Below are 14,293 nucleotides of genomic sequence, written 5' to 3' on the forward strand. Positions count from 1 at the left end.
GAACCAGCCTAATCTTGCTCAGCTATACGCTCGATGAATGTTGCAAGTGTTCGCACCATTACACCAGTACCACCTTTTGGGCCTAAATCATATGCACTCCTTGCATCTGATGTCCCTGCAATATCCAAATGAATCCACGGTGTATCTCCGACAAATTCTCCAATAAATCCTCCTCCAAAAATCATATGTCCGTCACTACCTGGAGAGTTGTTAAGATCAGCAACATCACTTTTTCGAATACGTTTTTTATCATTTTCTGTCAAAGGTAATTGCCAAACAAATTCTCCTGTTTCAGAAGATGCATCAAGGAAGGTTTCAAAGAATGCTTTATTATTCGTTAAAGCACCTGTTTTATCATAGCCAAGAGCTGTTATTACGCCACCAGTTAATGTTGCTATATCAATCAGATAATTGGCACCCTGTTGTTTTGCATAGGAAACGGCATCCGCAAGAACTAAACGACCTTCAGCATCAGTATTTAGAATTTCAACTGTTTTACCACTAAATGTTGTAATGACATCATCCGGTTTGAAAGCATTACCAGAAATCATATTGTCTGTTGAGCCGATTACGCCAATAACATTTTTGTTCGGTCGCAATTCACCAATGATGCGCATTGCACCAAGAACAGCTGCAGCTCCTCCCATATCTCCTTTCATACCAACTAAACCTGTTTTAGATTTAATGGAATAACCGCCTGTATCAAATGTTACACCCTTCCCCACAAATCCAACTACATCTTCCCATTTGTCGGTTGCTTGATATTTTATAGTAATCATACGTGGTTCTTCTTTTGAACCTTTATTGACTGCAAGAATAGCGCCCATTCCAAGCTCTTCAAGCTGTGCTTTATCTAGAATTTCAACTTCGAGATCATAATTCTTAGCAAGTTCTACAGCATAATCAGCAAGACTGGATGCTGTTAATATATTACCCGGCTTATTGATTAGCGTACGCGCTTCATTAACCGCAGTTGCATAGATTTCACCTACTTCATAACCTGCTACAAGTTCAGCTATATCAGTATTAGAGATAAAGCTTACTTGTTCCAGTCGAGCATCTGCTTCATTTGATGTTGTTTTGTAATTTTCGACAGTATAAGCACCCATACTCATACCTTCAGCAGCAAAAATGACTGCATCTGATGCTGGGATTTCATCTGTTTCAAACGAATCCATCCATAACGTAATTGAGGATGTTTTATGCTTACGAAGTGTTTTCCCTACTAAACCAAAAGCTTCACGTAAAATATCTGGTGTTAGATCTTTACGATTCCCTAAGCCAACAAATACAACCCTTTTTACTTTTGCTTCCGCTGAAAAAACAGGTATTTTTGTTATCGCTTTTGCATTAGTTTGGATATCCCCTTCCTTGATCCATTGCTCAATTGGGCCACCAAAGAATTCTACAAACTGTTCCCAATTTGCAACATTATTTTGATTTTTTGAAACTCCAACAACTAGAACATCTGTTGTTGCAGATTTGAAATTTTGGAGCTCTTTATTGATAAGCATCGCCATACCTCATTTCAATTTATTATTTAATTATAACAAATTCATCTAATATACGAAATGTTCAAAAACTAGAGTAGCTTAATGGATGAACCTGAATTGTTTCTTATGTTATATTTACTTTAACAAGTAAAGGCTGAAAGGTGCTGATCATAATAGAAATTCTACACAACCTCCCTTTGATTGCTGCGTTACTCGGTATTTTGGTAGCACAACTTGTGAAAATACCGATTCATTTTATCGCAACAAAAGAAATTGATTGGGGACTTTTTACTTCAACTGGTGGAATGCCGAGCTCTCATTCAGCAGCCGTTTCAGCTTTAACAACGGCAATTGCCTTTGAATCTGGACTATCCTCACCACTTTTTGCGATCTCAGCCATATTTTCAGTAGTAGTGATGTTCGATGCAACAGGTATTCGTTACCAAGCAGGACAACAAGCCATAGTGATTAATCAGATGCGTAAAGATTTTCAAACATTTATCGTTAAAGCGAAGACCTTACCTGAAAAAAATGGCGAGGAGAAAATTGAAGATCTAAAAACACTTCTCGGTCATCGCCCTATCGAAGTATTTTTTGGTTGCTTAACAGGTATTATTCTTTCAATACTGATCTGTACCTTATTCTAAAAAAAGCAGCGAGCTATTATGCTCGCTGCTTTTATTTTAAAACATTTGATAACCCATTTTACGCAAAATCTTCATTACAATTCCTGAGACAATAGCTCCTGCCAATCCACTAGCAAGAATAAGAATATCCGCAGGTTGTAACGATACCAGCTTATGTCCTAAAGCGGGAAATGCTGTTCCTGCTTTGAAGAAATAATCTAGGAAACTAACATCATCTACTATGAAAATCACGACAATTGGATAAAGAATTGCCATGAACCATGTAGAACGAAGTAACATATTCAATAAGAATCCAATTCCAAAGAACATAACTAAGAAAATTAGCATGGATAGGATTAATTGGATAATAGAAAATCCACCTGTCATATGTTTGAAACCTCCATATTCTCTCACATAAGTGTAACTGATTGGAACAATGCTTTCAATGACTAGGTATGATTTTCTACGTTTTGTCAAATTCCTGTAAATTAAAAGAACAATTTATACTCTGTATAGCCAAATATATTATCACGTTCTATCTCTTCTATCATTGCGGGTCTTGTTTTTAAAGGTAAATCTACTAATTCTAATAGTAGCATAGAAGTTCGTTTATCTTCTTTCAATGCTTGAGGTGTCATCCATCTAGCTTCATATAATTCATCTAGTTGTACTGTAATTTGCTGTTCTTGTGTATTCGCTGTTAAGTAAAAAATTGCCATATTATCACTAATATCATTTCTTAAAACGCCTGTCCGGATCCCTAGTAAACCTTGCATGGATGCTTTAATACCTGTCTCTTCTTGTAATTCACGATGACAAGCCTGGTCAATAGTTTCTCCCGGTTTGACAAATCCTGCTGGTAAAGACCACATACCATCTAGTCCTCCATAGCGCTTCATCACGACAAGCCATTCTCCACATTCATTTTCTACTAAGCCTGCTACACCAAGCCAGATTCTAGTACGCTCCTTGCTGTCCAATCACATTACCTCCTCAAGACTTCATCCAGCTCCACATCCAAGACTCTCGCTGGTTTACACACCTTAAAACCGTTAGCTGTTGTCACTGGAGATCTTCCTTTAAAAATGATGCTTCAATACTTAAATAAAATGCTCCCTACAGTTATCATAACCGAAGGGAGTATGGACGGTACAACTATTTAAATAGATTTAGCTTGCCTTTTTTCCATACTAAACGTGTACCACCAATTAAATATAATGCACGATTATCAATCACCTTTTTCAAAATTGAAGCGGATTTACCAATGATTTCTTTACCAAATAAATTACCAATTGCATCTGAATTACCTAATGAGCACACAGTACCTTTTAAATTAGGTACAAAAGGTTTTGTTTCTTCACCTTTTATCAGTGCAACTAAGTTTTCTGCAACTGTCACAGCTTGTTGCATAGCAATTTGAGCAGTCGTTGGATATGGACGTTCTGTTTCTTTGTTCATCAAAAATGCACAATCCCCTACCATGAAAATATCAGGATAACCAGGAACTCGTAAATCGTCCTCAACAGCTACTCTTGCACGTTTAGAAGGTAAATCTGATTCTTCTACTATTCGAGAGCCACGTACACCAGCAGCCCATACAACTGTACCAGCCTTGATGAACTCAAATTGATTTGGCCCCTTTTTAATTTTGACACCTTCTTCAGTAGCCTGCACAACAGGCGTACCTACTGAAAAATCAATTCCTTTTTTGGTTAGAACGCCAATCGCATAATCCACAAGTTTAGGTGAAAACATAGGTAAAACAGCTGGAGCTGCTTCTACACAAATGATACGTACTTTTTCTTTTGGAACATCATATTCTTTACATAGCTCCGGAATTTTATTGGCTAGCTCTCCTAAAAATTCGATACCTGTAAATCCTGCTCCCCCAACAACAATTGTTAGTAAAGCATCATCTTTTTCTGCGTTTTCTTGAAAAGCCCATTCAGCAAATTGAGTATTAATGTGATCACGAATTTTCCGAGCATCATTAACATTTGTAATACCAAAAGCAAATTTGTCTAACCCTTCAATACCAAATGTTTCTCCCTCAAAGCCAAGACCTACGACTAAATAGTCATAAGTTAGATCGCCTATATTTGTAACTACCTTTTTATTTTTAATATCAATTTTTTCAACAGACTCTTGTACAAAATGTACTTTTTTATTTAGTACATCTTTAATTTCATAGCGTACTTGTTCAGGCCTTAATGTTCCCGCAGATGCTTCATGTAGCCAAGTAGATTCATAATGGTAAGAGTTTTTGTTGACAAGCGTAATTTCAGCTTCATTAGAGGCCAATTTCTTTTGTAAATTAACGGCTGTTGTTAAGCCACCATACCCAGCACCTAATATCAATATATTTGGTCTTTTCAAGTAAACCCAACCGCCTTTTTAATAATTAAATATCCGCATAATAAATTGAACATTCATGTATAGCTGACCGAAATCCTTATGTATCATTTATTCTAAATTGCTTATCAAATAATCTATTTATCAGCAATATTATCTAATTACTATACTATCTTTTTTATACTTGTAATTCAAATTATTCTTTGATTTAAGACTTTTTCTAATCCTCAAAAAAAATCCCCTTAGTGCAAGTCAAATATGAATTGACTTTGCTAAGGAGATTTTATAACTGATCAATTTATTTAGTTTTTTTAAATCAGCATTCTTCCGGTGTTCCAGCAACTTTCGCTGTGCGGAAGGAAGAACCACATCCACATGAAGCAATTGCATTTGGATTGTCGATTGTAAATTAGAATGCACACTTCAAAGAATGAAAAATGTTGATTTATCAAGGTTTTTTAATGTTTTTAGGGATTATAAATTACAATCATGATTATAAATCACATACCTCTATGATTGTAAATGTCGTTAATTAATTATTACCATTATATTGAAGTTCATTGTATTTGTCCACTAATATTAGTCATTTCTATCGCAAGTAATAATCAATAATCCTCTTTGTGTTTTATCTACGTTCATTATCTTCCATTTATAGTCCATTGCTGAAAATGTACTATTCACTTTTAATTTATCACGATTAGTTTCGTTATCTTGCACAGTTATTAAAATATGATTTTCTACAATCATTAGTTGAGTTCCAATAACAGCCATCGATTCATTATCAGCAATTATAAAAATGTTAATTGGATCAGTTTCAACTGTAATATATTGCTCATCACCATAAATATCTAAAATAGGATTACCATTTTCATCAACTAATAAAACTTGTTCAGTTTTGCCAGGGTATACAATTGAATAGTTGCAGTGTCGCATTAAAGCTTTATATTTATTTGCACGTTTTGTTACAGTTTCATTTACAATTAAATACTTTTCATTATCATATGTAATTAAATCACCTTGCTTAATTTGCTTAAGTGTATGTATATAACGTTCCTCATGGTTAGTTACATTAGAATGCGTTACTAATGCTTTATGTTGAGCATCATTAATTGAAACAGTATCCCCCATAGTATCAATTAAAAATTCAATATCGTTATTCATTAATTTCACCCCTAATCTGCAAATAGCATAAAGAAACTTGAATCACTAGTTGTATTAGTATCTTCAACTTGCAAATTATCAATTTTATTTTGTAACTGATCAATACGTTTAATTAAGTTTTCATGGAACGATGATACGCTCATATCATCTATAACATAGTTCTTCATTAAATTTATATCGTTGCTAACACTTTCCAATACACTCAATGCTGTCATATATACTTTCTTCTTATTTAATGGAACATTAGGTTGATATACTTCTGTAGTAATCAATCCATTTTCACTTAGATATACTCCCCATTCATCATCAGTTAAAGTAATCCCCTTAACTTCCATTTTGACACGTTCAATATTTAACATTTAATCATTCCCTTTTTATTTAATTTAATTGCAAAATAAAAAGCACATCACATTAGTGACATGCCGTTATAATTATTAATCAACATTTGTACTATCAAAAGTTAAAATATATCCTTCTGTTTCTCCTTCACTGATTCTAGGAACTATTGAATGAAGAATATATCCATCTTCTGAGTGAACTCTGATAACTCTATCTATTTCATCTGAATCCCTTTTTAACCCTCTTGATTTAACTATACATGTTGAATAACTTTTATAATTATTATACTTTTCATCATCCAACTCTTCATTAACTTTTTCGCTCATTTTATCACCTCCTTTATATCTACTAATTCGACATAAAGGGAGATATTTCCTTTTCAATTAGACAATAATTTTTGCTTTTGTTGTGTAAACTCTTCTTCTGTTAAAATACCTTCTCGCTTTAATTCGGCAAGTTTCTTTAATTCATCAGATACAGAAATATTAGTAATATCAGTTTTAGAAACTTCATTATGATTAGATTTATTAATTATATAAGATAAAAGATTATGCCAATGATATATCTTTTCTTCTTCATCACCCTTAAGTGTAAGCCCTGTATCATGAGGTGCTAAGAAATATATCTTATATGAAGATTTTTCAGTATTATTAATAGCAACTTGAAGTTCTAACTTATTAGTAACTGAAGTAGATTCTGAAGAACCACCTAACCCACCAATTACCGCACCAACTCCTCCTGCAATAGCTCCACCAATAAGTGCTCCGCCTATTTGACTACCTCTATCAGTTTTATTTATTGTTACTCCATCTTTTATTATTTCAGATTGAATTATGTCATCAAATGAATAAACATAATGTTTATAATCAAATTTACTCAAAGTCTTGGATAATTCTTGACCATAGTTTCTATGTTTATTTTCAACAATGCAAAGTTTCCTTTTATTTTCATCAATTCCAATGTATGATTCTAAATTTGGTGAAAAAAATTCTTGAGTTGCATTAAAATCTTTAATTGATTTAACAGTATTGATTAATTTTTGAATTATATCATTAGCAAAATTGGATTTCCTTCGTTGATCGAGATATAAACCCATAATCCCGCATGCACCAATACCAATTATGCAGAACCATGCAAATCCTGTACTTAATTCCTCACTACTATTTGCTACAGAAAATAAAATAACAGCAAAAAAGATCATTCCTAAACAACCAATACCTCCACCCATTCTCCAACAACCCCCACATTATTACTCAGAACAATTATATGGAAATATGGTTATTATTGTATATCAACTTTTTGACTATTAATAATAAATAGCAATGTGAAACACATCTTCTTTATTTCCTAAAAAGATACAATCAACATTACTTATAGGACTGTACAATGAATCAACTGATTGTGGTTTCTCCCCTTCAAGATATTTATACTCAATTGCAAATGTTTTATCTCCCGTACTTCTTAAGAAAGGAAAATATCCTAATTTTCTATAATCAATATCTGGCTTACATCCCTTTCCTTTACCTAATTGAACCACTTGTGAAAAACGCTCTACTACATTAAACCATCCAATAATCAAAACCCTTTTACCTTTATTATTTGCTATTTCTCTCTTTAGCCAATGTAAATCATCTCTTAACTCTTTCCATGAAGAACTGTTAGAAGATGTTCTATTTTTACTACTACATCGGTAATTCCTTAATAGCTTTACCTCTGCTCGATAATCTAATGTAGGGTAATAAACATCATTAACCTTTCCTTTTTCATCCTCAACATTATATTTAGCCCCTTCAAAATAAGGAAACAATCGGACTTGAAAATCCATTTCTGAATATTCGTTGTCAGCAATTACTTTTAGCATTTCGTTATTTGACTTTTTAAGTTCCCCATACTGTTCATTAAAACTATTAATTATATATTGACACTTTGATAAAACATATTGATTGATTAACATGTCCTCTCCTCCTTACAAAAGGAATTGTATAACATGATAATAATCATGTAAAGATGTTATTTTTTTGATATTTAATAGTCTAAATCATAATATTATCATATTAATTTAGGTATATTAACATATAATATTTCAATATTAATTTAATTTTGATTCAAATAAACGAGTATAGTGTAAATACCCAAAATTTTACTGCGTGTGTGTAAGAGGACTTGCATAGGGTGAAAATAAAAAATTTGAGTGATTGATTATTACTATAAATAGCCTATATTTACTATGTTATAGCTCCTTTAATATCCATTAATAATAAGATGAAAGCAAAATTTTATATGTATATTACTGTATATGATATGCAATTTAACTTCCGATAATAAAAAATTATGTAAACCAAATATTTACATAAACGCTGTTATATCAACACTTTTAAGTAGTATATAATATAGGTTATACACTACTTTTTATACATTGTTGATTTATCAAGGTTTATAGCCTATGTATTATTAGTACACTCACATTAAAACTGCATAAAATCACCCCAATTGATCACATTGAATATTAACAATTTTGCACATATTATTTGACAATTATTATAAGGACTATTTACCTACCTTGAATTCAACGGTAATAATTGGTATTAAAATTAATCAAAATCAGATTAAAAAGTTGATGCAAAATTGACAAGGCGTTATTATGCTTCAAATTATCGCTATAACAGGAAACGTGTAGGATAGCATTATACTCAATTACACGAATCCCATCATATCAACACTTAAGCTTAATTATTTACCTGACAAGGTTACATTTTGTATATCTGTTCCATTCTTATCTATGTTCATATTAATATGCTTATCATCATTTGTTTTATGTAATCTTTCCATTTCCATTTGTGTATCATTTATGTATGGGCTTCTGTCTAGTAACGTTTCTAAACTTATTGATTTCATATCATATAACGTTTTAAGGTTATTAATAATCTCCTGATCGTTACTTGGCATATCATATGAGAACTGGATATCTAACGTTTCAAACTCATTATCCGTGAAGTTTTTACCTAAATAACCTAATAATACTCGATACTTATTCAATCGTTCTTCTAATCCATCTCTTAAATAGTTCTCATTAATTTTTGCTTTCACATTTGCAAGAGAATACAGGATTCTAATTGAAGTTTCAGATACATTTGCTATTTCTGCTTTGTTCATAGCCACATTAGGAGTTGAACTAATATCAAATAATGTTTGTATTAATTTATCATATAACGCATTAAACGCTTCAACATCTAATTGAATACTTGCAAATTTGAAGTCACTACCATCATCTAATTGAATACCCATTCCAACAATATTACTTGCTATGCCATTACCTTTTAACTCTTGACCAATTGCAATAGGAATAGGATTCATGTTCTTATAAACTGTATCAGTAAACTTAGACAGTAAGTTCTCAATCTCATCAAGAATATATATCCAATCATCGAGTTCTGACTTGCCCTTTGTATGTGATAATTCATTATCTGTCTTATAGATAACAGGTAGTCCACTTAGATTACTATACTCACCAATAAGATGTAACTCTCCACCCTCATTAGTATACTCACGTACAATATCCTTCTCATACACCACATAATAACTAATTCCATCATTAATATAATGTTGTACAAATGCCATTAACTCATTGTTATGATCGAATAATGGATAACCTTCCTCACTATCAATAACTCTACTTTTAATCTTCCCATCAGAAATATAGATGTATTCATATACCTCACCATAACTCAATAGATTGTGTAGGATTTTAACATTAATTCTATCCATTTTACCTTTTCGGTTTATCTCATTGATTGCTTTAACTACTCGTTCTTTACCTGTATAAACAACTGACTTACTTAATAAGAACGATTTCTGAAAGTTAAGTAACGTTTTAGCATAACTCACAACAAGTTTGCGTGGATTATATAGCTTATTATTGTAATGGAATGATGGACTATTCAAGATAACATGAGAGCCATCTAAGTATTCCTTTTTACTATGTATATCTTGCTTATTCATTTGATTGCTAGGTTCATTAACAAACTCAACAAACCAATCTGATTGACCATCATACTTAGCTTTTATGTATTCATTTAATTCCAATTGAAACTCTCCCTTCATTTATTAATTTACTTATTAATTTTCTCGATATTATCCACTCGACTTTCTAACTTAGATAGATTCTTATTAATTCCATCTAATGCGATTGCTGTTTTTTCTTGTGAGTCGTTACTTCTTTCTAAATGTTCCATCAATCTATTTTCACGCTGTTCTGACCTTTTCATTACATAAATAACTAATGCTATACACAGAATAGCCCAAACTGTTTGACTTGATGCTATTTCACTTATTGTTGATATGTCCACTCATTCACCTTCTTTCATTATTAATTTAATAAAAGCTACACATACCATTTTGAAACTTTTCTAGCTTGTACACTCATTGCAACCGATATTACTAAGTCATCGTGATTCCCACTACCTTTTTTATTTCCTGTACTACCATTTGAGTTTTCAATAAATAATTGCATTTGTTGAAGTGTTTCCTTACATTCAATAAGGATTAATCCTTTTTCGAATTGTTCTTTCATATCACTAATTAAAATATTTTTACTGGTTGAACTTGTTAAAAAACCTAGTTGAGTTTTGCGTTTTCCTGATTTTTGATCAAATAGTTTCTGTTTATATAAATTTAGATAGTTGTATTCTTTCCTCAAACGCTCTAAAACTGGAGTACCAAAGGAATTGCGTTCTACACATAAAAAGGCATAGTTATACCATCTTCCGATACAATCAATAATTTCTGCAAATTCGTAAACTGGAACTCGATTATTATAAAAGCTTAAAACTTGCTTACCTTCTTCATCAAATAGTGAAATTGTTGAGAAGTCATTCCCACTACCTGCAGCACTATCGACACCACCATAATATTTTATATTCTTCTTTGGTAATTGGAATATCTCTAATCCTTTGTTTATGTATTTATGTATTAATTCAGGTACATCATTTATTATGTTATTTTTCTTGTAAGGTGCTTGTACACCATTCATTCTTTGTAAAATTAATGCTTGATCAAATACACTTGTTCCAGTTGAAATAAATGATTCTAACATATTCGAAGGATATTCTTGTTGGAATTCTTGTAATGTCATATCTAATAACTTGTACCTTCTCCACATCAATTGACGTAAGTTTGCACCTTTTTCATATAAAACTAATTCATCAGGTTCTAAATCTTTTACAGAAAGTCGACTACCTTTATTGTCGCCACGATACCAAGCTTCCGCTTCGTCATATTCAAATTTAAATTGTTTCTTATATAATTCATGATAAAAAGGGATAAACATCAATTTATATTTTGAATTGTTTTTCATGGCACTCAGACAGATTTTATAGAAATTATTATTTGTACCATTTGAAGTTGTTTCAATGGTCAATTGTGATTTTGCACCTTTTGCAAGTGATTGTTCCGCTGAAAGTAATTGCATCTCTTGCTTATCATAGAATGCATATTCTGACATATGAATCCATGAGTATGTTGATCCACGACCAATTGATTTATTACTAGCTACCAAACAAGTTACCTTAGAACCGTTGTCAAAAACTAACTCCGCTCTATTATCCCTAACAACACTTGGAAATATGTCAGGATATTTATCTCTAGGCAACCAATCATTCATACTTTTAAGCTTTTCAAATAGTGCCTTTGATGAATCTGATTTATAGGATACAATCAGTATGTTTTCATTCTCATTAACACATGCTCTCCAAATTGCCTTTGCACAACAATAGGTACTTATACCTCCTTGACGAGCCTTACCAACACAAATAAAGCGATTATTCTCCATTAATTTTTCTAATTCTTCTTGTGCTGAATTGAGCTCGAATTTAACTTTTTCATTATTATTGTCAACTATGTATATGAAATTCTTTGCGAACAGTGGAAATGAATTAAGTATCTTATTTAACTTTTGTTTTTTAGTCAGCACATATTACACCTCCAACTCTAAGTCATCATCTTCAACCTCATCTTCTTCAACATGTTTAAAGTATTCTTTAGCTAATTTAGATTGAGATTGTAATTCCTTTTGTAATGCAATAAATAATTTGATACTTTTCTCATCTCCTAATTTGGCTTGTTCAGATACTATTTGATAAATTTGTTCATAATCTTTTATAACCTTCGAATTCAAATACAAAGTGAGAATGGCTTTATATTCGTTGGTACGCTCCCATCTATAAAATGAATTCATACTTTTGCGATTTACACTTTTCAAAAACTCATCTTCTGATTTAAGTGGCTCTGATTGATCGAATCGTAAATCGGGAAACTTATACTTAAAGTAGAGTGAATACTCAAATTTCACGTTTTTCAAAGCTTCTGTAATATTCATTATTCATCACCTAATTTCTTATCCAGTTTTATCTTTACTTCATCAAGTATTTGAATATTTTCCTCATTTAGTTTGATTAACTCTTGAATATTCTTTTGCATATCAACTACACAATCTTGCATATTATCAATAGTCTTAATTGAATCATCTACAATAGACTTAATATCATGGCATGATTCTATAATCGCTTGTCGTTTAGTTTTAAATAGATTTTTAATTTGCATATGTATCAATCTCCTTAGTTTTAATGTTGTGAAGCAATGAATTGCTGAACATTGTAGAGGGATGGTTTTTATCCCGATACAACAATCTTTTAACCTTTTTGAACAATAAAAAATAGTGCCCCATAATAGGACACTACTTCAACTTGTTATTAAGACCGTGGGAAGGCTACAGTTTTTTCAAAACTTTCGCTTGGCTTTCCCACACCCTTCCATATATAAATTTTATTATTAGAAAAAAGTTAGACATTTTAAACTATTTAGTATTAGGTTTTATATAAATACTTTAATTTGTCTAACTTTTTAATCAACTAAATAATTTTTCAAAAGCATTGGTATCAAATGCAATTTTCACCATATTCTTCTCCTCATACTTCTTCAATTCATCTACTGATTTATTAATAACAGTTCGACCATCTTCATTATCTTTAGTTAAGTAATCAATTATTAATATCATGTTGTTATAGTAATATTTATGCCAAAACTTTCTTCTACTTTTATTGTTAAATCTGTTAGCACGATTCTTAGACAATTCTAATAGTCTTGTGAAGTATGCTGATAACATTTCATCTTTAGATACTTCATGTGCTGTTTCGGGTTTCAATACAGTGACTTTGCATGTTTTATATGCGTAATAAATTTTAAATTCACTATGTAGCATTTCTTTAACTGCTTTAACTGCTTTACGAACAGAATCTTTATGTATTTTAATTTTTGATTGGGATGTTATGTATTCATAATAAGAAACATCATACTCTTTCAAAATATCTTGAGTAACTTCTTTTATTGCTTCGTAGTCAATTTCCGTCAATTCAATCAATGTATTATCATCAATACTAATTCCAGTATAAATGTATTCAATTTTAATACGATTTTCAGATTCTAAATGTTTAAATGCTAATTCTACTGTGTCAATTCGTCTTTTATCTAACGCATATTTTGCTTCACTAACTACTTCACTAGGGTTAAATTTTCCATAACCTAAATAGCGATTCTTAATCATGTCCGTTAATTCTTCACGCAACTCATTCTCATCAATGGAGGGGAATCCAAACACAATTCCCCAACCTTTATATGATAAGTTACGATAATCTGAACACTTCACAAGATTACTAAAAATATATTCTTTAATGACAATGTTTTCATGATTTTCTTTACCTTGATTACCATGAATACGTTTTGCTTGTTCAGTTTTTTCACCTTCAAGGATAAACTTCATCTTCTTTCCGCCACCTTCTACAGTGACAGTATCAAATAGAGTTTCTAATTTACTAATTAACCCTTTAAGTGAACGGTCTTTATTTAATCGACCTTTCTCTTTCCATACTTTTAAATTTAATTCTGAACCGTCAAAACCTTTATCAATAGTTAATTGTATTGCTTCATATGTATTTAGAATTAATTTATCCATGTTTTAATATCTCCTTGCTTGAATTAATATGTATGAATTTAATATATATGTAATTTATTGTATCAATACTTTACTTGAAAGGTAAATATTATTTATTATTCTTTTCTGCTAAGTATGCTTTTAAACGATCGTCTAAATAAAACATAGTAAATGGAGCATTACTTTTTAGGTTCCTAGCTCGTGTTATGTAATGGAAACCTTGTTCAATTAGTTCATCAACTGTTTTGCGATTATAACAAAAGAAAAATTGTGTTCTATCCATTCTTATTACCTCTTTCTATTTAAGTGTTATAAGGGGTAGATATTACACCCCTCAA

17 protein-coding genes and 1 pseudogene are annotated in these 14,293 nt (G+C 31.3%); 1 reads left to right on the plus strand and 17 read right to left on the minus strand.

The genetic code is table 11. The features are described 5' to 3' along the window. Positions 1-8: 8 nt before the first annotated feature. Positions 9-1,514, minus strand: a complete 1,506-nt coding sequence (locus ACIQ4I_RS15305; protein ID WP_403097487.1) for a leucyl aminopeptidase — start codon at positions 1,512-1,514, stop codon at positions 9-11. Positions 1,515-1,660: 146 nt separating this feature from the next. On the opposite strand from ACIQ4I_RS15305, the gene ACIQ4I_RS15310 reads away from it, so the two are divergent. Further along, positions 1,661-2,140: a divergent PAP2 family protein gene (locus ACIQ4I_RS15310; protein ID WP_403097991.1), complete on the plus strand. Its 480-nt coding sequence runs from the start codon at positions 1,661-1,663 to the stop codon at positions 2,138-2,140. A gap of 36 nt (positions 2,141-2,176) precedes the next feature. Here ACIQ4I_RS15310 and ACIQ4I_RS15315 read toward each other — a convergent pair whose 3' ends face one another. From ACIQ4I_RS15315 to ACIQ4I_RS15390, 16 genes and pseudogenes are all read right to left on the minus strand, one after another. Continuing rightward, positions 2,177-2,506 (minus strand): YuiB family protein, encoded by a 330-nt coding sequence (locus ACIQ4I_RS15315; RefSeq protein ID WP_403097490.1) that lies wholly within the window; start codon positions 2,504-2,506, stop codon positions 2,177-2,179. Positions 2,507-2,607: 101 nt separating this feature from the next. After that, the gene (locus tag ACIQ4I_RS15320; protein ID WP_403097493.1) at positions 2,608-3,099 is read right to left on the minus strand and encodes an NUDIX domain-containing protein; all 492 of its coding nucleotides are present in this window, start codon (positions 3,097-3,099) and stop codon (positions 2,608-2,610) included. Positions 3,100-3,274: 175 nt separating this feature from the next. After that, entirely contained in the window at positions 3,275-4,495 is a 1,221-nt protein-coding gene (locus tag ACIQ4I_RS15325) for an NAD(P)/FAD-dependent oxidoreductase (RefSeq protein WP_403097495.1), read from the minus strand. A gap of 292 nt (positions 4,496-4,787) precedes the next feature. Continuing rightward, a pseudogene (locus tag ACIQ4I_RS15330) lies at positions 4,788-4,880 on the minus strand (iron-sulfur cluster assembly accessory protein); the annotation flags it as partial. A gap of 170 nt (positions 4,881-5,050) precedes the next feature. Next, a complete protein-coding gene (locus ACIQ4I_RS15335; RefSeq protein WP_403097498.1) occupies positions 5,051-5,632 on the minus strand; it encodes a hypothetical protein in 582 nt (193 codons plus the stop codon). A gap of 11 nt (positions 5,633-5,643) precedes the next feature. Next, positions 5,644-5,967, minus strand: coding sequence for a hypothetical protein (locus ACIQ4I_RS15340; RefSeq protein WP_403097500.1), 324 nt, complete (start codon positions 5,965-5,967; stop codon positions 5,644-5,646). Between the two features lie 99 nt (positions 5,968-6,066). Then, a complete protein-coding gene (locus ACIQ4I_RS15345; protein ID WP_403097503.1) occupies positions 6,067-6,297 on the minus strand; it encodes a hypothetical protein in 231 nt (76 codons plus the stop codon). Between the two features lie 53 nt (positions 6,298-6,350). Continuing rightward, positions 6,351-7,199: an SHOCT domain-containing protein gene (locus tag ACIQ4I_RS15350; RefSeq protein WP_403097505.1), complete on the minus strand. Its 849-nt coding sequence runs from the start codon at positions 7,197-7,199 to the stop codon at positions 6,351-6,353. A gap of 78 nt (positions 7,200-7,277) precedes the next feature. After that, the gene (locus ACIQ4I_RS15355) at positions 7,278-7,925 is read right to left on the minus strand and encodes a hypothetical protein (protein ID WP_403097508.1); all 648 of its coding nucleotides are present in this window, start codon (positions 7,923-7,925) and stop codon (positions 7,278-7,280) included. Between the two features lie 776 nt (positions 7,926-8,701). Next, the gene (locus tag ACIQ4I_RS15360) at positions 8,702-10,072 is read right to left on the minus strand and encodes a phage portal protein (RefSeq protein WP_403097511.1); all 1,371 of its coding nucleotides are present in this window, start codon (positions 10,070-10,072) and stop codon (positions 8,702-8,704) included. Positions 10,073-10,080: 8 nt separating this feature from the next. Next, the gene (locus ACIQ4I_RS15365) at positions 10,081-10,317 is read right to left on the minus strand and encodes a BhlA/UviB family holin-like peptide (protein WP_403097513.1); all 237 of its coding nucleotides are present in this window, start codon (positions 10,315-10,317) and stop codon (positions 10,081-10,083) included. Positions 10,318-10,352: 35 nt separating this feature from the next. Next, on the minus strand, positions 10,353-11,939 hold the full coding sequence (locus ACIQ4I_RS15370) for a phage terminase large subunit family protein (RefSeq protein WP_403097515.1): 1,587 nt from the start codon (positions 11,937-11,939) through the stop codon (positions 10,353-10,355). A 3-nt stretch (positions 11,940-11,942) separates the two neighbouring features. Continuing rightward, the gene (locus tag ACIQ4I_RS15375; RefSeq protein ID WP_403097518.1) at positions 11,943-12,344 is read right to left on the minus strand and encodes a hypothetical protein; all 402 of its coding nucleotides are present in this window, start codon (positions 12,342-12,344) and stop codon (positions 11,943-11,945) included. After that, positions 12,344-12,568, minus strand: a complete 225-nt coding sequence (locus ACIQ4I_RS15380) for a hypothetical protein (protein WP_403097521.1) — start codon at positions 12,566-12,568, stop codon at positions 12,344-12,346. Before ACIQ4I_RS15380 ends, ACIQ4I_RS15375 begins: the two co-directional genes overlap by 1 nt. 304 nt (positions 12,569-12,872) lie before the next feature. Continuing rightward, positions 12,873-13,976, minus strand: a complete 1,104-nt coding sequence (locus tag ACIQ4I_RS15385; protein WP_403097524.1) for a hypothetical protein — start codon at positions 13,974-13,976, stop codon at positions 12,873-12,875. An 88-nt stretch (positions 13,977-14,064) separates the two neighbouring features. Further along, entirely contained in the window at positions 14,065-14,238 is a 174-nt protein-coding gene (locus tag ACIQ4I_RS15390; RefSeq protein ID WP_403097527.1) for a hypothetical protein, read from the minus strand. Positions 14,239-14,293 lie beyond the last annotated feature (55 nt).

This window comes from Rummeliibacillus sp. NPDC094406 (assembly GCF_044763875.1).
Lineage (GTDB): Bacteria > Bacillota > Bacilli > Bacillales_A > Planococcaceae > Rummeliibacillus.